Annotated in this window: 23 protein-coding genes; 15 read left to right on the top strand and 8 right to left on the bottom strand. The window is 63.9% G+C overall.

The features are described 5' to 3' along the window. The first annotated feature begins 73 nt into the window (after positions 1–73). From HPY32_RS17245 to HPY32_RS17180, 13 genes are all read left to right on the top strand, one after another. The gene (locus tag HPY32_RS17245) at positions 74–331 is read left to right on the top strand and encodes a hypothetical protein (protein ID WP_067579889.1); all 258 of its coding nucleotides are present in this window, start codon (positions 74–76) and stop codon (positions 329–331) included. A 2-nt stretch (positions 332–333) separates the two neighbouring features. Continuing rightward, the gene (locus tag HPY32_RS17240; RefSeq protein WP_067579890.1) at positions 334–726 is read left to right on the top strand and encodes a DUF5361 domain-containing protein; all 393 of its coding nucleotides are present in this window, start codon (positions 334–336) and stop codon (positions 724–726) included. A 7-nt stretch (positions 727–733) separates the two neighbouring features. Next, entirely contained in the window at positions 734–4,579 is a 3,846-nt protein-coding gene (locus HPY32_RS17235; RefSeq protein WP_067579892.1) for a tape measure protein, read from the top strand. After that, on the top strand, positions 4,576–5,511 hold the full coding sequence (locus HPY32_RS17230; RefSeq protein WP_156674011.1) for a phage tail protein: 936 nt from the start codon (positions 4,576–4,578) through the stop codon (positions 5,509–5,511). The genes HPY32_RS17235 and HPY32_RS17230 overlap by 4 nt, the downstream gene beginning before the upstream one ends. Further along, positions 5,508–7,163 (top strand): Gp37-like protein, encoded by a 1,656-nt coding sequence (locus HPY32_RS17225; RefSeq protein ID WP_067584905.1) that lies wholly within the window; start codon positions 5,508–5,510, stop codon positions 7,161–7,163. Before HPY32_RS17230 ends, HPY32_RS17225 begins: the two co-directional genes overlap by 4 nt. Next, positions 7,163–7,732 (top strand): phage gene 29 protein family protein, encoded by a 570-nt coding sequence (locus tag HPY32_RS17220; RefSeq protein WP_067579896.1) that lies wholly within the window; start codon positions 7,163–7,165, stop codon positions 7,730–7,732. The genes HPY32_RS17225 and HPY32_RS17220 overlap by 1 nt, the downstream gene beginning before the upstream one ends. A gap of 1 nt (position 7,733) precedes the next feature. Continuing rightward, on the top strand, positions 7,734–8,297 hold the full coding sequence (locus HPY32_RS17215; RefSeq protein ID WP_067579898.1) for a M15 family metallopeptidase: 564 nt from the start codon (positions 7,734–7,736) through the stop codon (positions 8,295–8,297). Further along, entirely contained in the window at positions 8,297–9,250 is a 954-nt protein-coding gene (locus HPY32_RS17210) for a glycoside hydrolase family 25 domain-containing protein (RefSeq protein ID WP_067579900.1), read from the top strand. The genes HPY32_RS17215 and HPY32_RS17210 overlap by 1 nt, the downstream gene beginning before the upstream one ends. Continuing rightward, positions 9,250–9,519 (top strand): hypothetical protein, encoded by a 270-nt coding sequence (locus HPY32_RS17205; RefSeq protein WP_067579902.1) that lies wholly within the window; start codon positions 9,250–9,252, stop codon positions 9,517–9,519. Before HPY32_RS17210 ends, HPY32_RS17205 begins: the two co-directional genes overlap by 1 nt. Next, positions 9,516–9,812 carry a hypothetical protein gene (locus tag HPY32_RS17200; protein ID WP_067579904.1) on the top strand — a complete coding sequence of 99 codons (297 nt, stop codon included), beginning with the start codon at positions 9,516–9,518 and terminating at the stop codon, positions 9,810–9,812. Before HPY32_RS17205 ends, HPY32_RS17200 begins: the two co-directional genes overlap by 4 nt. A 4-nt stretch (positions 9,813–9,816) precedes the next feature. After that, positions 9,817–10,818 carry a glycine-rich domain-containing protein gene (locus tag HPY32_RS17195; protein ID WP_067579906.1) on the top strand — a complete coding sequence of 334 codons (1,002 nt, stop codon included), beginning with the start codon at positions 9,817–9,819 and terminating at the stop codon, positions 10,816–10,818. Continuing rightward, complete coding sequence (locus tag HPY32_RS17190; protein ID WP_156674012.1) at positions 10,818–11,591, top strand: hypothetical protein; 774 nt, start codon at positions 10,818–10,820, stop codon at positions 11,589–11,591. Before HPY32_RS17195 ends, HPY32_RS17190 begins: the two co-directional genes overlap by 1 nt. Before the next feature lie 411 nt (positions 11,592–12,002). Continuing rightward, complete coding sequence (locus HPY32_RS17180; protein WP_067579908.1) at positions 12,003–12,332, top strand: hypothetical protein; 330 nt, start codon at positions 12,003–12,005, stop codon at positions 12,330–12,332. A 188-nt stretch (positions 12,333–12,520) separates the two neighbouring features. Here the strand turns inward: HPY32_RS17180 and HPY32_RS17175 are convergent, their stop codons facing one another. Next, complete coding sequence (locus HPY32_RS17175) at positions 12,521–12,862, bottom strand: hypothetical protein (RefSeq protein ID WP_156674013.1); 342 nt, start codon at positions 12,860–12,862, stop codon at positions 12,521–12,523. A gap of 252 nt (positions 12,863–13,114) precedes the next feature. On the opposite strand from HPY32_RS17175, the gene HPY32_RS17170 reads away from it, so the two are divergent. Continuing rightward, complete coding sequence (locus HPY32_RS17170) at positions 13,115–13,501, top strand: hypothetical protein (protein ID WP_067579912.1); 387 nt, start codon at positions 13,115–13,117, stop codon at positions 13,499–13,501. 162 nt (positions 13,502–13,663) lie between these two features. Here the strand turns inward: HPY32_RS17170 and HPY32_RS17165 are convergent, their stop codons facing one another. From HPY32_RS17165 to HPY32_RS46915, 7 genes are all read right to left on the bottom strand, one after another. After that, entirely contained in the window at positions 13,664–15,034 is a 1,371-nt protein-coding gene (locus HPY32_RS17165) for a helix-turn-helix domain-containing protein (RefSeq protein ID WP_156674014.1), read from the bottom strand. Positions 15,035–15,326: 292 nt separating this feature from the next. Beyond that, positions 15,327–16,796 (bottom strand): MFS transporter, encoded by a 1,470-nt coding sequence (locus tag HPY32_RS17160; protein WP_269456489.1) that lies wholly within the window; start codon positions 16,794–16,796, stop codon positions 15,327–15,329. 296 nt (positions 16,797–17,092) lie between these two features. Continuing rightward, positions 17,093–17,542: a GNAT family N-acetyltransferase gene (locus tag HPY32_RS17155; protein ID WP_171982901.1), complete on the bottom strand. Its 450-nt coding sequence runs from the start codon at positions 17,540–17,542 to the stop codon at positions 17,093–17,095. 76 nt (positions 17,543–17,618) lie between these two features. Then, entirely contained in the window at positions 17,619–18,632 is a 1,014-nt protein-coding gene (locus HPY32_RS17150) for a 2-hydroxyacid dehydrogenase (RefSeq protein WP_082870723.1), read from the bottom strand. 42 nt (positions 18,633–18,674) lie between these two features. Beyond that, positions 18,675–19,700: a 3-oxoacyl-ACP synthase III family protein gene (locus tag HPY32_RS17145; RefSeq protein WP_067579920.1), complete on the bottom strand. Its 1,026-nt coding sequence runs from the start codon at positions 19,698–19,700 to the stop codon at positions 18,675–18,677. Between the two features lie 233 nt (positions 19,701–19,933). Further along, positions 19,934–21,157 carry a pyridoxal phosphate-dependent aminotransferase gene (locus tag HPY32_RS17140; RefSeq protein ID WP_082870724.1) on the bottom strand — a complete coding sequence of 408 codons (1,224 nt, stop codon included), beginning with the start codon at positions 21,155–21,157 and terminating at the stop codon, positions 19,934–19,936. Between the two features lie 254 nt (positions 21,158–21,411). Beyond that, the gene (locus HPY32_RS46915; RefSeq protein WP_507236495.1) at positions 21,412–21,882 is read right to left on the bottom strand and encodes a hypothetical protein; all 471 of its coding nucleotides are present in this window, start codon (positions 21,880–21,882) and stop codon (positions 21,412–21,414) included. A 1,418-nt stretch (positions 21,883–23,300) separates the two neighbouring features. Here HPY32_RS46915 and HPY32_RS17135 point away from each other — a divergent pair. Then, positions 23,301–24,470 carry a cytochrome P450 gene (locus tag HPY32_RS17135; RefSeq protein ID WP_067579922.1) on the top strand — a complete coding sequence of 390 codons (1,170 nt, stop codon included), beginning with the start codon at positions 23,301–23,303 and terminating at the stop codon, positions 24,468–24,470. Positions 24,471–24,583 lie beyond the last annotated feature (113 nt).

Below are 24,583 nucleotides of genomic sequence, written 5' to 3'. Positions count from 1 at the left end.
TCGCCGGGCGGGCACCCCTGTACGGCCCTGTCCCCCTGTCGGTTTCCAGATTCCGAGGAGGAGTCGCGCTCTGATGCTGGAGAAGTTCAGCTACACCACTTCCGCCGGTAAGAAGCTCAGCCTGCCGCGCATGGAGAACGTCCCGTTCGGGCTCATCCGCCGCTTGCGGAAGGAGGACGACACCGAGCAGTTCTTCGCCCTCATCGAGGGCGTCGCCGCCGGCAAGGATCTGGCGGTGATCGACACGATGACCCAGGCCGAGGTCAAGGACCTGATGGACGCCTGGCAGAAGGACTCGACCATCTCGCTGGGGGAATCCTCGGGCTCCTGAGCTTGCTCGACAAGTATCAGGACGCCGTCGAAGCCGACCTCATCCGCACCGGGCTACGCCTGCGCGACGTTGGCACCGACACATTCGATTGGCGCGATCTGCTGGTCCTGGTGCGCCAGGCTCCGCGCGATTCCGCGCTGATGGCCGCCGCGCACCCGGAGGCTGCCCGCTGGGGACAGTCGGAGTTCCTGCTGGCCGAGCTGGTCGATCTGACCGCGCTGCTGCTGTGGGCGAAAACCACCGACGGCGCCAAGAACAGAAACCGGCCCCGCCCGTACCCGCGCCCCGGTGTCGACGACCCGGATACCCGCCGCGTCACCGGGCATGCCGTCCCCCTGACGGAGGTTCGAGACCGGTTGCGCGCCTTACGAACCCACGCCGAACAGAGGAGGTGAGCCTGTCGTGACCGCTGGTGGTGTCGAGCTCGGTACCGGGTATGTGTCGCTGGTCCCGTCCACCGACCAGTTCGGCCCCGGCGTGGACAAGGCCCTCGGTCAAGCCCAGGGCGGCGCCGATAGCGCGGGCCGGTCGATGGGGTCGCGGTTCGCGGCCGGGTTCACCGGTGTCTTCAAATCCGCTGTGACGGCGGGTGGTTTGGGTGCGGCGGTGTTCGGTGGCGCCGCGCTGAAGTCGGGCCTGTCGCGGTTGACGACGATCCAGAACGCCACCACCAGCCTGACGACGATCATGGGTGACGCCGCCCAGGCCGGGCAGTTGATGGAGCAGGTCAAAAAGACCGTCAACGGTACCCCGTTCAATCTCGATCAGTTCGCCGATGTGGCGAAAAACCTGGTCGCGATGAATGTTCCCGCGGCGAAGGTGCCGGGGTATCTGACCGCGATCGGTGAGGCCGCCGCCGCGTCCGGTAAGGGCGCCGAGGGGGTGTCGCAGGTCGCGGACGCGTTCGGGAAGATGGCCGCCACCGGCAAAGTCTCCCTCGACGAGGTGTGGACGGTGTCGCACGCGGGTGTGGACGCGCTCGGCATCTTGGCCAACGGGTTCGGGGTCACCACCGACGAGATGCAGAAGATGATCTCGAAGGGTGCGGTACCCGCCGACCGGGCCCTGGACCTGCTCGCCGACGGCATCGTGCACGGTTCCGACGGCGCGGCCGGGGCCACGGTCGCCCTAGCCGGCACCATGGCCGGGCTCCGCAAGACCCTGACCGGCGCGAGCGGCGGGTTCAAGTCCGCGATGGCGCGGTTCGGGGCGGGCGTGCTCGCGCCCTGGGTACCGGTGGCCACCACCACCCTCACCGGTTTGGCGGGCGGGCTGGACACGCTGACCCCGAAGATTCAGGCGTTCATGCAACGCCTCGCCGACTCCGGCGCGGTCGAGCGGTTCACCACCGCCATGGCGAATCTGCCCGCGACGATCGATCAGGTCACCAACCGGCTGGGCGGACTGGACTTCTCGACGATCAAAGACCAGATCGGGTCGGTCGTCGGCTCCCTCACACAACTGAGCACCACTGCCAGCCAGCCCAGCGGCGAGGGTGGTGGCGGGTTCTGGTCGAGTGTGGTCTCCGGCATCAGCGGGCTCGGGTCGGCACTGGGGTCGGTCGGCGTGGATGCGGTCACCGTGCTCACCGCCGCCCTGAAATCGCTCAGCGACGTTCTCACAGTGTTGGCCGACCATGTCGGGCTGGTCACCCCGCTGCTGATCGCGATGGCCGCCGCGTACGCGACCAGCCAGACCGTGCAGACCGCCTACCAGGCCGCGAAAGTCATCCAGACCCCGGCCATGTTCGCGCAGCTGGCGGTGCAACGCCAGCTGACGGCCGCGCTCGCCCAGCACACCGCCGCCCTGTCCGCGAATACCGTTGCGACCGGGGTGAACACGGGCGCCCAGACCGCCCAGACCGCCACCACTGTCCGTGCCCGGGTCGCCGCACTGGCCTCGGCGGCGGCGTCGCGGGCCGCCGCTGCCGCGCAATGGTTGTGGAACGCCGCGTTGACCGCGAACCCGATCGGCCTGGTCATCGCCGCGATCGCCGCCCTCGTGGCGGGGCTGGTGTGGTTTTTCACCCAGACCGAGACCGGCCGCCGGATGTGGGAAACGGTCTGGGGCGGAATCCAAGTCGCGGTGTCTGCCGCCTGGTCCTACATCAAACCGATCTGGGATGGGTTCCTGGCCGCGCTGGGCTGGATCGGCGACAAACTGGGCTGGTTGTGGTCCAACGTGGTGTCGCCGGTGCTCGGCTGGATCGGCTCCGCGTTTTCGGCCTGGTGGGCCGGAGTGCAGGTGTACCTGGGGCTGTGGCGGACCGGGCTGTCCGAGGCCGGGGATGTCGTGTCCGGGTGGTGGTCGTTCATCCAGCCGATCTTCGGGTTCGTCGCAGATCTGGTGTCGGCGTGGTGGTCCGGGGTACAGGTGTATCTGGGCTGGTGGAAGACCGGACTCACCGAGGCCGGGACGGTGGTGTCCGGGTTCGCCGACGGTGTGCAAGCCGGGTGGCGGCTGATCGGTGCCGCGATCGAGACCGGCAAGCGCTGGTTCACCGATCTACGTGATGTCGTGGTGCAGGCGATCGGGAAGATCCTGGAGTACTGGGACAAGATCAAAGGTATCGTCGGCACGGTCGGCGACGTCGCGGGCAAGATCGGCGGGGCGATCGGTTCCGCGGTCACCCACGTGATTCCCGGTCTGGCGCAAGGTGGTTCGGTCAACGGGCTCGGCGGCGGAACCTCCGACAGTATCCCTGCGCTGTTGTCGGCGGGCGAGCATGTGGTCACCGCCCGCGAGGTCGCCGCCGTCGGCGGGCACACCGGCATGTACCGGCTCCGCGCCGCCATGCGCGCCGGTGCGTTGCGGTTCGCGGGCGGAGGCGCTGTCCCGCACGGCATCCGCGACGCCCTCGCCGCCGCGCGACGGGTGACCGGGCACCCGTACCTGTGGGGCGGGATCGGCCCGGACCGGTTCGACTGCTCGGGGTTCATCTCATTTCTGCAGCGGGTCGCGATGGGGATGGCCGACCCGGCACGGCGGCTCTACACCACGCTGGATCTGCTTGCCGGGCGCCTGGCCGGACTGGAATCCGGGCTGGGCCCGCCGGGCACCCTGTTCCAGGTCGGCGCGAACGAAGACCACATGGCCGCCACTATCGATGGCGAGCCCGCGGAAGCTGGTGGCTCCCACGGCACCTCGCGTCTCGGCCCGCCGGCGGTCGGCGCTGCCGATCCGCAGTTCACCCGCCAGTTCCATCTACCGAACGAGCTGATTGCGGGATGGGCGGACGGCGCACGCGGCGACGCAGCATCGGCGGCGCAGTCGAGCGTGCGCGCAGGGTCGGGCACGCAGGCCACCTGGACCGAGCAGGACGAGACGAAACTCGCGTCGGCGCAGACCGCGGTCGAGCAGGCCAAGGCCCGCCGCGACAAGGTCTACGCCGACAACAAGAAAACCGACGCCGACCGCCGCCAGGCCGACCTCACCGTGGAGAAAGCGGAACAGAAAGTCGTTGCGCTGCAAAAGCGCAAGGACGACGTCGCCTCCGGGGCCGCCGACGCGCCGCCCGCGCAGGCTCCCGCGCTCGAGCGCCGGTTCACCGAGGAGGAGCTGGCGCGCATCGACGCCCAAGCCGCCGTGGACTCGGCCAGCGAGCGCCGCAACGAGGTGTCCGCCGATCTCGATGCCAGTCCGAACGAGAAGCTCAAGGCCGACGCCGAACTGTCCCGCGCCCAGGACAAGCTCGACGAGCTGACCACCAAGGGCAGCAAGGTTCAAGGCCGGATCAAGGATTTCGTCACCGATGTCGCGGGGATGGCGTTCGACGCCGTCCTGGCGGAGCTGCCCGGCGGCATCGGCCAATCCCGGTGGTGGAGTATCGATTACAGCCCGCTGGTCGAGGCTGGGCAGAGTCTGTCGCAGCGCGCGGCGCAAGCGGTCGGCCCACTGCCGGTATTCACCCCCGAAGCGATCTCGGCGCAGCTGGGTTACACCCCGGTCGCCGGGCAGCCGCCCCCGCCGTGGTGGGACAAGTTGCGGCCCAAGGTCTTCGACACCGGCGGCTGGCTGCGGCCCGGTGAAGTCGCGATCAATCTCTCGCGCCGCCCCGAGCCGGTGTTGTCGAGTCCGGCGCAGATGCAGGCATTCCTGGGCGGGTTCGCCCCGGCGGGTGCGGGGGTGGATGCCAGTGTGCGCATCGACACCCTCCACACCGGGATGAGCGCGGCGGAGTTCCGGCGGGAGTGGGCGGCGATGCAGCTCGCGCAGCGCCAGCGCGCCAAGACCTGGACACCGCGGTGAACATTCCCGAGGCCACCCGGATCCTGATCGAGGGCGCGGGCGGGCAACGGCTGACCGTGGCCGGACCGGGTGCCGGCACCGACGGAGTGGTCCTCGCGGATGTCGACTCGGGTACCGAGTTCGAGAACTTCTTCGAGGCCCCGACCACCACGATCTGGAACGCCACGGCCTATCAGGTGGGCGCGGACTTCGGCGGGGCGCGGGAGGAGAAATTCGACTTCACTCTCGCTTTCCACATCCTCGCCACCGCCACGGCCTCCTGGCGCGCCGCCTACGAGCGGTTCCGGCTGGCGTTTTCGTTCAAACGCGACTCCGGGTTGCGGGCCGAGGTCGGCGACAGCAGCCGCCTGCTCACCGTCCGCCTCGGCGCCAAGCCCGCGGTCAAGGTCACTGGTGACCCGAACGCCGACGGCTACGCCTTGGCGGTGGTGCCGCTGGTGGGGGCGTATCCGCGCTGGTGTGAACCGGATGTGGTGTCGCAGTTCGTGACCACGACCGACACCACCGGCGGCGGGGTCGAGTCCGGATATGTGACGGTGTCGAATCCGCTGCCGGTCGATTACGAGATCTGGCCGCGCTGGATCATCCAGGGCGGCAAAGACATCGTGTGGACGATCCCCGACTTCTCCTGGGGCTCAGGCGAGTTCGAGCGTGCCGAGATCGATCGTGATCGCAAGATGGTGATGCCGCCGCTGCTCGACGGCGAGCATGTGGTGATCGACACCGATCCGCTGGCCCGTAACGGGCAAGCGAATTCCTCGATCGACACCGAGTTCCCCGCCCGCATGAACGGCCAACGGTTCTGCTACCCGCTGCCCGGCGCAACGCCGGAGACGAAGATCCCGGTCTCGGTGACCGGGGCACCGGTGGGGGCGGGGGTTCAGGTGCGGTGCCCGCGGCCGTGGCCGCGCCCGTGGGGTGGCCTGGATTGACCGCCACCGTGGCGACCATCGACTTCGACGCCGTCTTCGCCGACATCACCGCCCGCCTGAAAAAGGAAACAGCGCAGCGGATCTCGCGGCCGTTGGTCCGGTTGTGGGACGGCAACTGGGTGTTGCGCGGCGAGGTGCGGGGCGAGATCTCGGCGAAGTTCTCGCTGATCGCCAACGAGGTCGGTGTCGGCACCATCGAACTCCCCGCGTCCTACTATCTCGCGCGGTGGATGACCGCTCACCATGACCGGTCGACCCAGAACGTCCACGTGACCGTGGACCGTGACGGGGCCCGATGGTCGGGCACCCTGGACGATCTCGAACTCGACCGCGACGACCACGGCCATCGCATCGTGCGGGCGACGTTCAAGCACGACACCGAGCACCTGCGCCACATCCTCGCGTTCTGTAACCCGTTCCTGTTCCCGGAATTTCAGTTCCCGAAGACCTGGGCGTGCTTCGGGCCTGCCCGCTGGGCGCTGAAGCTGACCTTGTTCCTGAACTTGCTCCGCCTGGAATCGCACGCGTGGACGGTCCCGACCACCGACCCTTTGGATCCGAAAGCCTGGCTCAACCTGGACATGTCGTCCTGGTCGCAGGTGGTGGTGCCGCACTCGATCCTGGATGACCACTCCCAATTCGCCATCGTCCACTCCCGCTTCAAGACGATGCACGAGGTCAGCAAACGCATCGTCGAAGACGCGCAACTGATCTGGGAGCCACGCCGCTGGCTCGACGGCGACCCGCCGCCCTGGCCCGGCGCGAAGGTGCGCCATGGAGCCATCGTGTGGGACCTGGTCGACCGCTCCGGGTGGGACACCGAAACCTCCTTCGGCGGAACCCTTTTCGACGGCCTCAAGCGGGCGGTCACCCGCATCGGAGCGGACGGGTTCACCGAGACGATCGAGGAAATCCGCGATCCGACGTTCCCGGACGAGTACTCGCAGCCCGGCTGGAAGGGCACCGTCGCGCGGGCACCCGGGATCATCCTGCGCGACGGCGACCACACCGCCATCACCAGCCTGAACTTCCACTGGAGACCGGCCACCGATATCGGGTTCGTCACCGGCGGTCACTCCCCGGAGCTGGTCAACGGCCTGATCGGGGCCACGGTCAGCCTGCTGGGCGATCTCACCGCCGCCGCGTTAGTGGTCCCGCCCTTGGGCGGCACGGCATGGGAAATCTTGAAACCCCTAGCAACGGACGTGTTCGGGGCGTTTCAGAAGCGCCACGACCGGGTCCGGGAGAAACGCCTCGGGAACTCGGTGTTCCACGAGACCTGGTGCGACTCGGCCGACCGCGCCTACAGCCTCAACGCCCTCATCGCGCTGCGCACCGGCCGCTGGCGGACCCGGGAGCAAACCAGTCACACCGTGCGGGTGGTCGACGGCTACGACGGGCTGCGCATCGGCCAGCACGGCAAAGGCAACGCGTGGCTCGGGACACGCATCGGCACCACCGTCCGCGACTGGGGCACTCCCGGTCGTGTCTATGTCGATCGCATCACCGAGCTGGTCCTGGCCTGGGACCGCGCCACGACACCCGCCTGGGAGATCACCGTCGGCGCACGGGAGCCCGACGACCCCGTCTTGAAAGGACTGGAAATGCTCGACGAAATCACCGGCATCGCCCGCGATCTGGCGGTGCTGTAATGACGTTCTGGAGTATCGATTCCATCGACCCGGCCGATCCGGAGCAGCGGTTCCTGCCCGCGCTGCAATCCATCCCGATCATGGGTCGCACCCCGATCATCTTCCCGGAACCGATCGCCCGCGCCATCTCCAAACATCTCACCGAGGCCGGATGCCCGCCCATGGATGCCTCCTTGGCGGTGAAGAAGTTTCAACGCCCGCACCGCGGGGAGCAGACCATCTTCAACCCGGCCGGGCAATGGGTCGACATCGACGCCGACGAGCCGGAGCCGGTGGTGATCCAGGACCCCGCCACCATGACCGTGCGCGAACGCGAAGCCCAGGTCGAACGGCTGCGGTATCTGGGCTACCGCATCAACGACCCCGAACCCGCCACCCCCACCGCGCAGGTGGTCGACACCCTCGATACCCCGCCGCGGTTCGACCCTGCCGCGCATTCGGTGCGGGAGGTCAACACGTATCTGCGCGATCTCGGTGACAGCGACCGGATCGAGCGCCGTCGCGTGCTGCACGCGGAACGGCACGGCAAGGGGCGCAACGGAATTCTGAAACGACACGAGGAGCACTGAATTGGGTTTCCGCACCGTGTACGGCAACACCATCTCCGAGGCTGGGTGGCGGATGTGCGACCGCAGTGAATGCGAGATCGCGGATGTGGCATTGGAATTCATCGACACTGCCCCGATCCGTTCCGGTGACCCGATGACGATTCTCGGGGCGTGGATGGTGTGGTACGACCGCCATGTCGAGGAGATCGAGTCCCCGGTCTGGGGCTGGTCGGCCACCAACGACGTCCCTGATTCCAATCACCTCGCCGGTGTCGCCGTCGACTTGAACGCGCCCCGCTACCCGTGGGGGCAACTGACCATGCCCGCCGATCAGGTCGACCGGGTACGGGAGGGCCTGGGGTTGTTCGAGGGCACCGTGTTCTGGGGCCGCGACTGGTCGCGGCCGGACGAGATGCACTACCAGCTCGGCTATCCGGAAGGCGACTCCCGGATCGGCGAGTTCGCCGCCCGGCTCCGTGCCGGGCATCTCGGCCTGTACGGACCCGAGCCCGCACCTACGCCGCGGTACAGCCGGTTCGTGGTCGATGCCTTCGCCCAGCTGCTGCCGAACGCGGGGAGGCCGTAGTGGGTACTGAGTGGGCCGATGTCTCGCAATACCAAGGCATTTCGGTCGATGATCGGTATCCGCACCCGGTGCTGTCGTTTCGCACCAACTCCGGTGACCGTGTGGACCGGCTGGCGGTGGAGAATGCGCGTCGCGCGAAGGAGCTGCTCGACGCTGGGCGGCTGCGGGTGGTGATCGCCTACTACTTCTTCTGGCCCGGCCAAGCCAACTGCGACCTGCACCGCGAGCTGCTGGAGCAGGCCGGGCTGTGGGGACACCCACGGCTGATGTCGATGATCGACGTCGAAGGCGCACCCCTTAACGGGGACAAAAGGATTCGCGACGATCAGTCCGACGAGGTCAACGACGAAGCCGCACGTCTCGCGGGCTGGTACGGGAATCGGTGTCGGGTGATCGGGTATTGGAACCCGGTCGCCGACCCCGAACTCTGGCCTCACCGCCCGCCCTGGCTGCGGCTGGTCGTCCCCTCCTACGGCCGCCCGCCCGGCCAGCCCCTGCAAACCCCGCCGGGATTTTTCGCGCACCAGTACACCTCCACGGGCCGGTGCGCACCGTGGCCGGACGACGTCGACCTCAATCACACCGATCTCGATCTGCCGGAGTTGCTGACGCAGTTCGGCATCCACGAAGAAGAAGGAGAAATAGTCGTGTCCGATCCCGTGACCGAGGGTGCTGCCCAATTGCATCCGTTCGACGGCAAGCTGCGCCCCATCGCCCATCCCGACAATGTGAACGCCTCGACTCGTAGTCCGGCGCAGCCGTGGCCGTATGACATGTGGGCCGATGTGTGGAACGAGACGGTGTGGGACGGATTCACCCTCCCCACTACAGGTTCCGGCGATGCGGAGGCGGAGCGGCGCAGTCTGGTCGGCTGGGTCCTCGACACCGCCGCCCGCGTCCGGGGCTTGGAGGGCAAGCTCGACCGGGTTCTCGAGGGCGAGGAGGGCCGCTGATGGGTCGCCACAGCCTGCCCGACGCTCCGTCGCAGGTGCGGTACCCGTGGCGGACCGTGGCCCGCACCGTGTTCCAGCTGATCGTCGGTGTCGCGGCAGCCATGCCGGCACTGGTCGGCGCGCTTGGCCTCCCGTCGACCGCGGGTGTGGCGGGGGCGCTGGCGATCTCGGCCGCGCTCACCCGGCTGATGGCCATCCCCGCCGTCGACGACGCACTCGCACTGGTTGCACCGTGGCTAGCCGCTGAACCGGGACAACAGTCCCGGTGACAGCGTGGCCGAGCGCCGATGTCATCCAGGCCATCGGCGTCGCGATCGCGACCGTGGTCGGCGCGTTCTCCGCATGGCAGGCCCGCCAAGTCCGGCACCTGCGCGAGCGCATCGAGGCATTGGAAGCGCAGATGGCCGCCGAGCATGCCCGGTTCCGGGCCGCGATCCGGCTGATCCGCGCCCAGCTGCGCTACATCGACCGGCTACGCGCCTTGCTCACCTACCCGGTGGCGGGTCAGTCGCCGCCAGAACCCGATTACGAGGTTCCACCGCTGCTCGAGGACGAGATCTAGCCCGGTGACCACGCCCGGTGCGTCCGCCCCCGACGGGTCGTTCGTACTGGGCAGTGCCTTCGGGCAGAACGTCACCGAGGACTCCGCCCGCAAGGTTCTCACCGGCGGAGTCCTGGCGGTGTGGGAGCGCTACCAGCAGCAACTCCACCACAAGGTGATCAACGTCGTCGACGACCACTCGAAGTCGATCACCGAGCTCCGCGCCGCCTACGAGCAGCTCACCCTGCACGGGCGCACGCTGGTGTTCCCCGGCAACGGCACCTACACCCCCACCCCGGGTGTGGTTGCGGTCGAGGTGATCCTGCTCGGCGGCGGCGCCGGGGGAGCGGCCGGGCGGTGGGACATCCTCGGCGGTGCGCGCTACACCGGTGGCGGAGGCGGTGGCGGTGGGGAGGTCCACCACACCATCCCCGCCGCTCTACTGCCCACCGGTAAGGACGGCAGCTACCTGCCGATCCCGATCGTCATCGGAGCCGGTGGCGCTGGCGGGCTCGGTGACGCCGAACCCGGACACGGCGGCGGCGATACCAAGTTCGGGGACTTCCTGCTCGCCGGGGGCGGGGTCGGCGGGCAGGCCGAGACCGAGTTCGGCGGGACCGGTGGTGCGGGCGGGATCGGGATGATCCGCGGCGGTGACGGCGGCAAGGGTGCTTCCTCCGGCAGCGGGGCCGCCACCCAGGGTGGTGATTCGGTGTCGGCGTATGACCTGCACGGCGGGGGCGGCGGTGGAGGTGGCGGGGGTGGTTCCGGCGGTGCCGGCATGCCCGGCGGGCAGGGCGGCATCTTCGCCGGAGGAGCGCCCGGTCAGGATGGGCAGCCGCCGTCGAAGGTGGTCACCACCGGCGGGGGTGGCGGTGGCGGTGCCCCGGACGCGAATTCCAGTGGCGGGCATGGTGCGTTCCCGTCCGGCGGCGGGGGCGGCGGCGGTGCCGGGATCACCCCGCCGCGCGGTAACGGCGGTAACGGGGGCAACGGCATCCTCTGTGTCGTCGAGCGATTCGCTTGATGCGCACCGTGCTTCGCGTATTCACCTCGAACGACACGTGGCACAAGCCCGCCGGGCTGGAGTCGATCGAGCTCATCGTCCGCGCCGGGGGTGGTGGCGGAAACACCACCAGCGGTGGTGGTGGCGGGGCGGCGGTACATCTGGGTCGTATCCGCGCCGCCGATCTGCCCGACAGCGCGGTGGTCATCGTCGGCGCGGCTGGTGGCCTTGGTGCGGATGGGGGTGTGAGTGCGTTCGGGAATCTCGTTGCCGCCCAGCCGGGCCGGGGCGGCGACTCCGGTGGGGCTGGGGGCCTGGCCGTGATGCGCGGCGGCATCGGCGGGGCCGAGGGGCAGCCGGGTGAGTCGGTGTCTTCCGGTGTGGTCGCGTTGCTCGCGGGTGGTGGTGGCGGGGCCGGGGCCGGATCGGTCGGCGGCGCGTCCGGACTCGTGCCCGCGGGGGTGAGTCGTCCGCCGTTGTGGCAGTCCGGGCAATCCGGTAGTGGCGGGAACCCCGGCCAGCCCGGCGGCTACCCGGCCGGTGGCGGGGGAGCGGGCGCGGCGGGGGCGGCCGGGGTGGTGACGGTGATCGAGTACCACTACTACCCACCTGCTCAACCGCCCGCAGCGCCCGGGCCATCGATGCCACCTGACGCTGCGAAAACACCCCCCGATGTGGTCGGGAGTCACGGCCGTGTGCACCGCGGGAACGTTGTCGCTCTGGTCCCCGGGAACGCGCTACCGAGGGATCCAGCCTCCGACCGTTATGGTTCGGACTTGTTCGGTATCGCTTGAATCGGACAATTTCTGACGATTTTCTAACGACTGTAACGTAGGTGAGAGCGAATCTGATAAGTTGAATGTCCAGATTGTGGACAGCGGAATCTTCAAGCTCACTGGAGGACCTGGAAATGGATGTTAATAATCCGGAAGGCGCTCTCATCTGGCTCGCGATCCTCTCGCCGCTCATCGTGATCGGAGGAGTGTATGCCCTGTTCAACGGCGTAGGTCATCTGTTGGGGCTCAACTGATGTAATCGCGATGGCACTGCGCGCGCAAACAACTCGCCGCTGAGGCCCGCGAAACTGCCCCGGTGGCAACCGACTCGCCTATGTGACAACTGGCGTGCTTCAGCTCACGTATCCGGTGCCGGGCTGAGTAATTCACCGGCGCATCAACGTAAAATCCTAGGAGAGAGGCGTTCTGGTGGCTGAGGCTGTGGTGCATATCGATGAGCTCGGTGGTTACGCCGGACCTGCCCGCTGCTACAAACTGTCCCCGCCGGTGCGGCTCGACGGCACCGACCACGAGTATGTGACCGTGTGGGTGCAGCCCCGCCTACCGCATCAGAACGCCGAGGTCGCCGTGGTCGCGGCCACCGGAACCGGGGCGTGTGCGACACTGTCGCTGATCCGCCAGCCCGGCAGCCACGTCCTGCACACCGACCCCGCGACCGGTGAGGACGTGCACGGCTGTCATGCGAAGGCCCTCGACCTGCTCGGCTACCGGCTCACCCAGCCCGGTCCCGCTTCGTAGCCCGCTCGGCGACAACGGCCCCGGCCCCGCATGCACGCGGGCCGGGGCCGTCGTCGTGTGTCAGGCCCGGCGGTGCCGGGGTCCGGCTACTCGAACACCACGCGTTCGGCCGCCACCCACTCGCGCGGGTCGAACGCGAACACCGCCACCGGATACCAACTGCGGCGGCTCCGCGCCTGGCCTGCCGGTTACCGTCCGGTCGTGGCCGTGGTTCGTCGCCCGGCGAGGTAGAGCGCGGCCACCGCGGCCGCGCACCATCCGGTGGCCCGCAGCAGTCGCGCCGACCGGCCACCACCGCGCGATGCGGGTGTGCGGTCCGGGTTGTCCCAGGGCAGTGGCTCAGTGAACTGGTAATCGATCGCCCAGGTCGGGGCGCAATCCCGGCACACCGTCGTGCCGTGGCCGCATTTACGAGGGTCGGTCACTACCGGGAGGCGCACGTTCTCGATCTGAGTGATCCACTCGGCCGAATCACTCGTTTTGTACGAGCAATCCAGTACCGCGCCCACCGTCGTAGCCTTGCCGAACATTGTTGCAGCCCTCCGTATTTCGTGATCGGGGTGTGTCCGTACGCACCGACCATAGGCATCGGCCAGCCCGGAACGGAACCCCGTCCGCAGAGTCATTTCCAGCGAAATTCGTTGGGGCGGAAGGTGTTTCGCTGGCGCGAGTTGATGATGACGGGGTGTGCCTCTAACGTCGTGGTTGCCCGAAATATCAACGGCCCCAGCCGGTGCGGACAACACCGGCTGAGGCCCGAACACGGAGAAGGGACCTCCGCGATGACCAGTTTATCCATCCGCGTGTACGACGACCATCTCACCGTCGACGCACCGTATGATCCGGTGTTCCACGACCGCGCCGACGAACTCGGCGGCACCTGGATCCCCGAAACCGGCATGTGGCGGTTCGGTATCGACGACCGCTACGACGTCGCCCGCCTGACCCAGGAGATCTACCCCCACCACGATGGCGGGAATACCGGTCCGGCACACGAATTGGCGATCGCACAGCACCCGATCCCGATCACGGGCCCGGCCGGGGGTGATCCGGCGGCCGGGGTGGCGGGGGTGAGTGTGCATCAGCGGCGCGCGGACCTGCTCACCCGCCTCGACGTCCTGGTCGCCGAGATCGTCGAGATCCACACCGCCCTGCGCACTCTGACCTGACCCTGTGACGACTACCAGCCCCGGCCGCGTGAACCCGAGCGCGGGCCGGGGCTGTATTCGTATGTTAGGTAGGGGCAGAGCGCCTCACCATCAGCCCGACATACCGTCGCAGGTTTCGGTCCAATCGTGCGGGCCATTTCCAGCAGGTGCATCGGATCCCGGTCAGCTGTGATCTCGATTGCCGCGACTACCGGTTCCGGCAACGGCACCCGTGAGGATTTCGCTGGCCCGTCGCGAGATCAGGCCGATTCGATATTCCGACGGCAGGCGGTCTATTACTGTCCCGACCATCTGGCGACCCGAGTCCGTGTCCCCGTCGTCTATCGTCGAGGCAGCCTCATCCAACCGCAGCAATGCTTGTCCGACCTTGTCTTTTTGGCTGAATGGAAGCTCGAGGGCGCGTCTCCGAAGCGCATTCGCCTCTGCCTTCACACCGACCGCGGTCAGCGCATTGGATTGGTGCCACCGCAGAAAGTACTCGGTGATGTGGCAGCCGTCAGCTGTCGTCTCGGTTCCTGGAAGCGCAGCGAACATTCGGTCAGCGTTGCGGACGGCATCCATGGTCTCTCGGTGTCGGCCCATCCTGGCTTGCACAGCCGCCTCGGCAAGGTGTCCGTACACAGCCGTGGCGTTCGGACGACCACGGCCGACCGTTTGGGCGACACGAGCAGCTTTGAGGCTGGACTTGAGAGAACGGTTGTGCCAGGCGTAGGCATTGCAGAGATGCCCGGCGATCCATGCTTCCGCGTTCGCGTCGCCTGCGCGGCGCGCCGCGCGGCGCGCCACGCCTGACCACCACACGGCGTCGTCCAGGCTCGCCACGTCGATGATGCGAATGGCAATGAATCCAGCGGTTTTGGCGTACAGCTTGTGCAGGCGATGTTGAATGTCGGCTGTCGGGACGGACAACAGACACGCCTTGATGCGCGCAAGGTCGACCATCCTCGATGGTATGAACGTGGTAGGCGAAGCTGTATACAGCAGATACCCTGCTTGATCAGCGACCTCCTCGAGAAGGTCGACGTACGCCACCGCTGTCCTCCCCCGGTCGGGAATGCTGTCCTGTGCCACCAGTAGTTCAGTCATCGACAACGGTGACGATGCGGAAACAACGCTCGCCACCGTTGAGTTCAGGAATGTGCCCCCGCCGAGGGCTGGCTCGGATGCAGGCGTCGAACTCGGCTCGGGATTCGAATAGTCATGTCCGAAGCCAAGTCGATCGGGTCTGGTTCGATACAGGGCACATAATGCATCCAGGTAGCGCGGAGTCGGCACGTCCTGACCGCTCTCCCACTTCGACAGCCTCTGGTAGGCGAGTCCCTGATACTGGAGTCCACGAGATCGCAGGATCTCTCTCAGCGCATCGGTGGCTTCCACGAGGGTGTACCCGTAGGCGATCCGGTGCGCCCGCAGTAAGGAGACGCCACAATGCTGGTGGACGGCAAGCGCGGCGTCGTACTTGGACCCACCGGCAGTATCGACGTCCCGGGCCACGCATCGCCCGCACGAGCTGCTGTGCTGACCGGACATCATCCTGTCGGCCCTCCTTGCACGATCGCGGGGTAGCCTCGATCACCCGGAATCCCTTGTGGTCACACCAACTTGAGCATATCGCCGGGTCTCACCCGGGGCGATAAGACCGCGGCCCTGTTCACGCATAGCGTGCAACACGACAAACGCCGATCGGACGGTGGACCAAGTCCGCTACCTGCGACCGCTGACGCCTACGACGACGCCTCGACCCCGTTGACGGCTCCGACACGCGGACTCGATGCGGCCAGTAGCCGATACCCGCTGCTGAGGGCACAGTCAGTGCTCGAGGAGGTCACGTGGGGCGCCGCGTGAAGACGTACCCCAAGATGGTTGCGGCAGCTGCAGCTACGGCTGCCGCAACCAGTAACGCGTTCAAGCCACTGGCGGTGCCGGCCCGTATCGCGTGGTCGGCGAGCAGACTCGTGTTTGGTGGGCTGTGAGCGGCGGCATGGAGGCCAGCACCATCACCGGCATCGGTGGCGATTATGTGAACAGTCGCGGGATCGAACTGTCCATCGTGCCGCAGTCGGTCAGCGGTGACGTTGGTGGTCCGGGCGCCAAACAGTGCCCCGAACGCCGCTATGCCGGCAGCAACGCCAGCCTGCTTGATCGAATTGAGCGCGCCGGTAGCCATACCACTTCGTTCAAAAGGCACGATCGACAGTGCAACCTCATTGCTTACCGTTGATGTCAGACCTAAGCCGACTGCGGCAAGGACGAGACCGGGGACCAGCACTGTCCACGGCGACGAGGCATCCAGGTGCGCCATTGCCAATAGACCCAGGCATGAAAAGCCTGCACTGGCAGCGATCAGTATCCGTGCCGAAATGCGATTGAGTAACCATCCAGCCCCAGAGGCGACCACTACCGTGGTGATACTCAGTGGTAGCACCTTCATTCCCGCAGCGATCGGACCATAGCCCAGCGTGTTCTGGATGAATATCGACAGGTAGGTCAGTGTGGCCAATAGTGCACCTTGCACTATGAAAGCAACGCAGGCGTTGACGGAGAACATTGTGCTGACGAACAGCGATAGGTCCAACATCGGACATTCTCGCCGCCGTTCGATGATGACGAACCCCACCAGCAGAGCGGTACTAGATACAGCGGACGAGGCAATCGCTGGAGTTGCCCATCCCTCACGACTTCCTCGAATGAGGGTATACACGCCGAGGAAGAATCCGATTGTCACCGTGGCGGTACCGAGCCAATCCAACCGGCCAGGCACCCGACTATCTGTACTTTCTATTCTCCACACAGCCACCGCGATGGCAGTTACCCCGATGGGGACGTTAGCAAAAAAGATGGAACGCCATCCGAACTCTTCGATGAGCAGACCCCCGACGAGCGGTCCCAGGGCATCCGCAACCCCGGCGGCGGCGCCGAAGAGGGCTAACGCCCTGTTCCGGGTACGACCGGCAGGATACTGGCTGGCAATGAGCGGAAGCCCCACACCGAACAACATCACAGCGCCGACGCCCTGCAGCACTCGACACGCGACCAAGATCTCGATCGTCGTAGCGAGCCCGCAAGCCAACGAACCTCCGGTAAACACCGCCATGCCCGTGATGAATACCCTGCGGCGGCCGAGCCGATCTCCCAGCGTTCCCGAGGTGAGCAGTAGTGTCGCCAACACTAGCGTGTAGGAATCGACTACCCATTGCACCCCAGAGAGATCGGCGTGCAAATCTTCGCGAATCCGCGGCAGCGCGACAAGCACGACTGTCATGTCTAGGACAAGCATGAAAGTCGCGACGCACACAACGCTGAGAGTCCATTCGCGACTCCTGAACTCGCAGCCGCCGCGCAGATTGTTTCCGATCGTCACTCTCCGCCCGCCCCCTCTTGATGAGTTACCGAATGGACTGGCCGCAATCAGGTCCGGCGTGCTCTCGGCTCAAAACGAGGAGCATTCAACCGAGTCCGGATGCCTAACTCGCTCAATTCGGCCTAGAAGGCTGCAACACTAATCTCGCCACTCCCCGCGTGCAATGTGCGATGCTTCGCCAAACGTGAGATCTTCGTAGCTCTTCTTGTCCGATATATTCAGCGCAGAGGTTAAATCAGTGAGCGGTCCTCGAATACATCCCTGACTTCTCCAGGGCCAAAGTATCGATCGTCGCGTTCCACGAATGAGAACCCAGCTCGCTTGTAAGAGTTGGCCGCCCAGATGTTGTCCGGTCGTGCAGTAACAAACGTCTGAACACCGTGCCCTCGATTTCGCTGTAGAGTGCGGTTTACCAGCTCGCTATAGTATCCACGATTTCGGAACTCTTTGGAGACTGCGCCGGAAAGTATTAGAGCGCGACCGGACGCCTTGATGGTAAGCACGTACCCAACGATGGAGCCATTCAACTCCGCGACCAGCCAGTCCTCTCCATGAAAGTCGTGAAGCTGTCGCAACATCGTGTACGTATATGGTTCCTCGAAGGCGTCGGACTCGATGGCAGAAATCTGCATCAAGTCTGCAAAAACCGCGCATCGATACACCGGCACCGAGCCATCCACCAATTTCATTATCGCCCTTTCTGGTACGTCGGCCACCTTAATTGAAGAGTCGCTTCTGCGTGGCCAGCATCTCGGGTTATCGAGCGTCCGGGAGCCAGCTTGCATACTTGCGAAAATCTGGATTTACGATTCGAGTGTCGTATCCCGTATCGAGTATATTGCTGATAGATTCGACATTGGCAACAAGCATTGCTCGGAGCGATTCTTCGGTGGCATTCGCGGTATGCGGAGTAATAAGCAGGCGGTCGTCATCCAGCTCAAGCAGCTGATGGGGATCAGCTTCGCTCGAGGGAGCAGGCTCAATGTAGTAACCATCCATCGCGGCAGCCGCAATACGACCTTCGGCCAATGCTTCCCGCAGAGCATGCGCATCTACCAACTCCGCCTCCGAGGTATTGATTAGAATCGCACCCTGTCTGAGATTGGAGAACTCTCTTTCGCCAAGAATCCGATCTGTGTCCGGACTATAGGCCGCATGAAGACTGATGACGTCGGATTGCGCAACCAGCTCCGATAGCGTTGTCCGGCGAGCAGCTATTTCTTTCTCCAGGCTAGGCTTAGCGTGTCGGCTCGTATAGATCACTCGCATACCGAGACCGTTAGCTGCCATGCGAGCTACCATGGAGCCAATAGTGCCCATCCCAACGATACCGAGAGTCTTTCCGCCTATATTGCGCCCTTTGACTTCGTGCCATCGGCCAGCCTTCGTCTCGCGCACCAGAAACGTGACCCTGCGCCACGCATCCAACATGAGGGCGATGGTGAACTCCGCTACGGCCTGCGCATTGGCGCCAGGGGCATTGGTGACCGCAATCCCGGCATTGGTCGCCGCATCAGTGTCGACGAACGCATGATAGCCGACACCCAGGAATGCGACTACTTTCAAATTGCGAGCCGCCGACAAGGCAGAAGCTGATGCTCGCTCTACGCCCCCGAGGATATAAGCATCCTTATCGCTCAGTGCGTGGATCAACTCGGATTCGGACAGACTATTTCCACAAACCTCGACATCGAGATTGTTCTCCCGCATCCATTCAACATCCGCACGGGTCAACATCCCGCCGGTGAACAAGACGCGATACGGGCTCATTACGCACTCCCTTGCTCATGAACTTCCGGACCCCTCATCAGATTAGCGACCACCCCAGCGCACGGCCGCGGCTGCGGTCAAATCGCCGTAGTGGGCGAATCCGGCGAACATGACGATTGATCCTGCGGCGACCCGACCGTCGGCGACAGCACGGTCGAAGGTGACAGGAATGCTTGCCGCGAACAGATTTCCGCATTCGTCATAGCTATCCAGATGGCGCTCCGGAGGCAACAAGAGTGCTTCGCGCCAGTTCTTCATATACAGGCGGTTCGGCTGGCTGGTCACTAGGAAATCTAACTCCTGCGGTGGGATCCCGATACGATCACAGACAGCATTAGCTGCTTCGGGCAACATTCGATTACCACGCGCGAGCACCTCCTCTACCATCGATTCAGGATAGGCGAGATGCACTTGCCCAGAACCGGCCTCCCAATATTTACGCGGTGGATCGGCAACAACGGCCATCTCTCCGGCGAATTCAGGGCGGTGACGGGCTTCGATCCCAAGAATCGGAGACTGTGCGCACTTCACGAGAAGACCGGCGCCAGCACCGTCACCGGGGCCCACGGCCTGCGGTTTGCTACGTACCTGCTCCTGGGCATAAACCTGACCGGCCACATTCGTCACAGTGACGATCAGCGCTGTTCGTGCCTCGGTGCTGACCAGCAGCTGGCCAGCCAGTTTCATCGCGTACACGAACGCAGCGCAGCCGCCATTATGTAGGTCGATCAACCACTCTGGGGAAATACCCAGGCGGGCAGCGACATCACCACCGTTCCCGACGAAAGGAGTCTCCGGTAACGCGGTATGCATTATTAGAATATCGATCTCACTTAGTATCCCCCTGCCGTGACGGGCAATAATCGGGGCGACCGCTTGCTCGGCCATGTCTGCGGGTGATTCATCTGCCGCGATATAGTGCCGGAGTCTCGGAGCCTTGAACAAAGAATTTGAGGTAAACGCTTGAGGGTTAGCATACTGTGCAAAATATTCTGCAGAGATTACATTCTCCGGGAGATAACTTCCTACATCGATCAGGCTAATTATCGATGATCCGTAGTTGTTCATTCTTGGTTGCGTCCATCCGCGTCTAAGGCTGCAATCAGTTGCCGAAGCTGGGATCGAAATTCTCGACACGATGTGTATTCGGGACAGTCGTTCGGCCGGCCTCGCTTGATTCGAGCATTTTCTGTAATTTCAAGCAAAGCTCTCTCGAAGGCAGAAGTGGGAGCATTTTGCAACTGTCAGCAATCGTAACGACAATGGTTCATGTCGAGATTGTCGGATCTGTATAAATTCAGCTATAGAGACTCTTCCGCATGAACATAATCCTCAGTAGAGTCGAGGCGAGTAGCGGTCTCTCGCAAAAGTGCGGCGCCTTCCAATAGCAATTCGGGGTCACGAGCCAACGGTATCCGTATAAACATGCGGCCCCTATCTGGTTGGTTCCAGAAGAAGTTCGTTCCCGGGAGGGTGTGCACACCGTCGCGAATCGCTGCCTGGACAAAGGTCTCGCAGTCGAATCTCCCTCGGATATGCAACCACTCTACGGATACGGGAGCATCGGGTTCGGTTGCGAACCCGAAGTAGGGACCTGCCAAGATGGATCGCAGGGTAGTTCGATTTTGCTGCACAAATGGCAGAACGGTGTGTTGTATCCCATGCGTCCTACTGTCCTCAATGAACTCTGTCAAGACTCTCAAATGAAAAGGTGAGACGCTCTGTAGAAGATCATCATGTAGACGGAACATGTCGAGGAATAAATCGGGGCTACACACTGTCAGCCCTACCTTTATCTCATTGGTTGACCAAGTCTTTCCTGTATCCTCAAGCACAATATACGAGATCTTTGAGTCTTCTAATATCTCGTACTGCGACCAGTTCGCCAATGTTGGGGAGAAGAATCGGAACGACGCATCGAGGACCAGGATGCAACCACTGATGACGCAGTATTGTACTAGCGATATAAATTCCCTTTCCGATAGCGTGCGGCCGGTAGGGTTATTCGGAGACACGAGCCAAATCACCGCGGGATTCAGTCGAGCTATGGTCCCGGGCAGCCGCTCTGCAGCGTAGTCATGCTCTGGCAGCGGGACGAGCTCGACATTTTCCCGACGCAGAATAGAAGGAATATTGTCGAATGCAGGCTCTACCAGGGCAACTCGTTTACTGGTGCGCGCGCAATAACTAGCGACCATCGTTATTGCACAAGAGGCCGAGTAAGAAATCATGTAACGGCTGGGATCCGGCAGGATCGGCTCACCGGCAAGGCTGAAGAAGGAGTTGAGGAAAACCTCTTCGAGGTCGAACTGTGATTGCCGCTGAGCATCTTCGAAGAACTCTGGTAGCCGCTCAATAATATCTAATTGTGACGCCGTGAGAGGTTGACGGCAGTGAGCATCGGAGAGATTTATCGCTCGGCCGAGGCTTCGCCTTTCGTACATCGTGTTAGTAATACGCGGAAGCGGACGCGACCGCTCTTCATCCTCTATATCGTGGACAGTTTTTCGGATTTCGTGCACCATCGGAAGACCAACTCCTCCCCGAGATGTTTCCTTTGACTATCTATTGCTTTGCCCTTAAAGCAGGGCGGCAGCGAGGTCTACTCAGTTACGTAGCATCAGGTTGAGATTCTCGAAATATCCCCTCGGTATTTCGAATTGCTCATCGCTGACGGACGCCAGCATTCAGTGGCTCCGCGGGCGCTCCAGTACAGTATGCGGCACAGCCTAAAATCTCGCTCGCGGAGGTAATCGTGGATTCGTATAAGTAACGAATCTTATCGTGCTGAAGGCTCAGCATTCGCGCGCTGAGCTAGTAGGTCAGCTATTCGTTTCCAGTCTTGTGAATATTGACGGGCAAGCTCGGCGATATTGGGAATGCAATGCTTTGGGGCGTGAGCGATGATCCCATCCCAGTCAACGTTACTGCAAAGAGCGCTCTCGAGCGTGCGTAGTAATTTGCGACCGTCCTCGGTGAAGCGAAGTGATGGGTCTTTCCGCAATTGCTTCAGTAGTTTTATTCGCTCCGTTCTCGGTATAGCTGATGCGGCTTTGTTGCTGGGTTCGCTGGAGGTCTCGCGGGTACGGTTTGCATAAGCTGCGAACCGGCGAGTACGCACTACTCCTTCATCGCGTGGCGCCAAGCTGCCATCGAATTCGCTCGACGATGCCACAATGTGGTCTGGGCGATGCTCCCCAACAACACCCTCTTCCAGCGGACGGCTACCGTGGCCGCTTGATGACAACATCATTTAGAACCTCCTTCCGGGTGCACACTGCGCCTCGACCTGGACACCACGCGATCGAAAACCGGAGCCGATGTCCGGTAAGGGCCGAACCGCGAATCCAAGAGATCAAGTTGATCCAGCTCTCGCTCGATAGCCTTCGCCGCGTGACGACGCCCACCGGCACGGAGCGCTGCGATGCGTGCAACTACTGCTTCTGACCCGTAAGCGGCGACGACGTCGAGCAGGCTGACCCGGTGGTAAACCATCCTGCTCATAGCTGCCGGAAATGTTTCGATTGTCGTGTTCCCCCTACGACGGAAATGACAGCTGGTGCGTGACATTTAGTATCTGAATCTATTTCGGCTGATTGTGATGGCGTTTTGATCGCTGTGCTGTTGGCAGCATTTCGGTGCGATGCGCCGGTCTCTCCACTCCATGGTCGAAGATCGGTGCATCGCTCCGAAGTGGTGCTCTGCATCTGCCCCGTGGATCTTTCCGTAACGGGGAACCTCGCTTGTCGTGCGTTCAAGTGACTCTCCTCCCCAAGCGCCTGATGGATGCGAAGGCTGTCAATCGTTCGGTGCAATCGTGGACCCTTTCGCTGCCGAGTCGATCCAATTCCTCGAAAAATCACACAGACTGTGTCACCCGATCAATGAAATGGACACGAAATGTCACAGACTGTGCAACCGCGCGAACCATGAAGGGCTTTGGGCAGTCTCCCCCTGACGTCAGCTTCCCGTGGCCCCGCTCCTGTCGATGCCGAGAGGTGGGCGCGGCGATGCTACGGCCGCCTGTAACGGCTCCGCTGTTTCGCAGTCGGCCGGAATCCGGTCAGAATTACACTAGATGTGTCACCCGCGATTGACAGCAATGGCTATTTCGCGAAGACTGCTACCTCGATACGGGCAGAGGGCATTCCTATCTACCCCAGACGGAGTCCAGTAGAGGCGATCGGGGGTGGAAGTCTGCAGGATCCGACCCCGCGTGGGACCGGCATCAGAAGGTGCTGGTCTGTGACCACAAATCCGAACCTTCTTCATCGCCGCCGGGCAGAACCGAACCAGCCTGGCGTTACCCAAACCGCTATCGGGATCGCGGCACTGTGGCGGTCGCCGAGAAACCCGTGACGTATGACGTATCTGCTGCGACAGTAACCATGAAGATTCCGCGACACGATTGTTCTTCAGCCGATGTCTGGGCCTCGGGCGCAGGTTGCTCAGGCACTGATTCGTCAGCCAATCCCCCCTCAAGGAGTAGTTGATGAGAACTTCCGCGATGACACCGTGTGCGCGCTGTCGCACCACGACATCCACACGGCCACAACCGGTCTCGATATCGACCCAACATGCATCGACACTCGCTGTGGCACAGGAGAAGACGAAGGCTTCGGGAAGAATCGGGGTTCGGTCGATGACTCTCGGCGGTAGGGTCGTTTCATGAAGTTGTGGGGGCTGTTCGATCCGGCGATCCGGCTCGATCCCTACAGTCGGTATCGTGAACTGGGGAGGCGCGGACGCAGCCTGCACGATGAGGCGGGCGCACACTTATTCTTGCGCTATCCCGATTGCGCGCAGCTGCTCCGTCACTCCGCATTCGGCCATAGCCCAGCTGGCCGCTCCGAACGCGAACCCACCCGATCGTTCCTGTTTCTGAACCCACCGGAACACACGCGATTGCGGCGCCTGGTGGCCGCCGCATTCACGCCGCGGACAATCGAGGGCCTCAGACCGCGGATCGAACACATCGTCGGAGAATTGCTCGACGCCGCCGTCACCGCGGAAGAAGTGGATCTGGTCAGCGGATTCGCCCGCCCGCTTCCGGTGACCGTCATCTGCGAGCTGCTCGGGATACCCGACGAGGACCGTTCCAAGTTTCCGGGCTGGTCCCACGACCTGGCCCAGGCATTCGACCCTGACCTCGACATTCACCTTCCGCCGGGGGTCCTAGACCGGCGGGACAGGGCACATCGCTCGTTCACCGAGTACTTTCTGGCGTTGCGCGAGCAGCGATCCCGCCGCCCCGGCCCGGATCTCATCAGTCGCCTCGTCGCCGCGGACGGAGGCATGTCCGGTGATACTCTCCGCCCGGACGAGTTCGTCGCCACATGTGAACTGTTGCTCCTCGCCGGACACGAGACCACTGTCAATCTGATCGGCAATGCGATCGTGGAACTGATCCGACGGCCGAATCTGTATGCGGCACTGCGGGATCGACCGAGCCTGGTCGACGCCGTGGTGGAAGAGACCCTCCGAATGCATCCCTCGGTCCAGTTTGTGCCCCGCCTCGCACTGACGTCCACCACGTTCGCCGGGCATCCGATCGCTGAGGGTGATCTGGTCATCGCCCTGGTAGCGGCGGCCAATCGCGACCCGGAGGTCTTTCCCGATCCCGACACCTTCGATCTCCAGCGACCCGCCGCGCATCACCTGTCTTTCGGTGCGGGACCGCACTACTGCCTCGGGGCCCCGCTGGCGCGGCTTCAGACCACCATCGCATTGACCATACTGCTGGCCCGCGGCTGTGTGGAGGCGATGGGCAGCCCCACCTATTCGGACAACAATGTGCTGCGTGGCCCAGCGACACTTCCGGTCCGGATCCGGAGCTAGCGGCTGATGTGCCGAAGCAACAAGCTTCACGCCCACAGACGCAGTGCGGGCAGCTCCCCGATGACCGGACGGGCGGCGAATCCGACCAGACACCTAGCCCGGCTCGCTGCCGA

Origin of the sequence: Nocardia terpenica (assembly GCF_013186535.1) — a bacterium.
In the GTDB taxonomy this organism is placed as follows: domain Bacteria; phylum Actinomycetota; class Actinomycetes; order Mycobacteriales; family Mycobacteriaceae; genus Nocardia; species Nocardia terpenica.
Note: the sequence above shows the minus strand (reverse complement) of the source record. Positions and strands in the feature narration are given on the sequence as shown.

Bases quoted from the DNA above. Each gene is read 5' to 3' on its own strand.
- HPY32_RS17135 (WP_067579922.1), top strand. From the start codon at position 23,301: ATGAAGTTGTGGGGGCTGTTCGATCCGGCGATCCGGCTCGATCCCTAC.
- HPY32_RS17170 (WP_067579912.1), top strand. From the start codon at position 13,115: ATGACCAGTTTATCCATCCGCGTGTACGACGACCATCTCACCGTCGAC.
- HPY32_RS17175 (WP_156674013.1), bottom strand. From the start codon at position 12,862: ATGTTCGGCAAGGCTACGACGGTGGGCGCGGTACTGGATTGCTCGTAC.
- HPY32_RS17165 (WP_156674014.1), bottom strand. From the start codon at position 15,034: ATGATGTCCGGTCAGCACAGCAGCTCGTGCGGGCGATGCGTGGCCCGG.
- HPY32_RS17190 (WP_156674012.1), top strand. From the start codon at position 10,818: ATGCGCACCGTGCTTCGCGTATTCACCTCGAACGACACGTGGCACAAG.
- HPY32_RS17220 (WP_067579896.1), top strand. From the start codon at position 7,163: ATGACGTTCTGGAGTATCGATTCCATCGACCCGGCCGATCCGGAGCAG.
- HPY32_RS17245 (WP_067579889.1), top strand. From the start codon at position 74: ATGCTGGAGAAGTTCAGCTACACCACTTCCGCCGGTAAGAAGCTCAGC.
- HPY32_RS46915 (WP_507236495.1), bottom strand. From the start codon at position 21,882: ATGTTGTCATCAAGCGGCCACGGTAGCCGTCCGCTGGAAGAGGGTGTT.
- HPY32_RS17140 (WP_082870724.1), bottom strand. From the start codon at position 21,157: ATGGTGCACGAAATCCGAAAAACTGTCCACGATATAGAGGATGAAGAG.
- HPY32_RS17205 (WP_067579902.1), top strand. From the start codon at position 9,250: ATGGGTCGCCACAGCCTGCCCGACGCTCCGTCGCAGGTGCGGTACCCG.
- HPY32_RS17145 (WP_067579920.1), bottom strand. From the start codon at position 19,700: ATGAACAACTACGGATCATCGATAATTAGCCTGATCGATGTAGGAAGT.
- HPY32_RS17150 (WP_082870723.1), bottom strand. From the start codon at position 18,632: ATGAGCCCGTATCGCGTCTTGTTCACCGGCGGGATGTTGACCCGTGCG.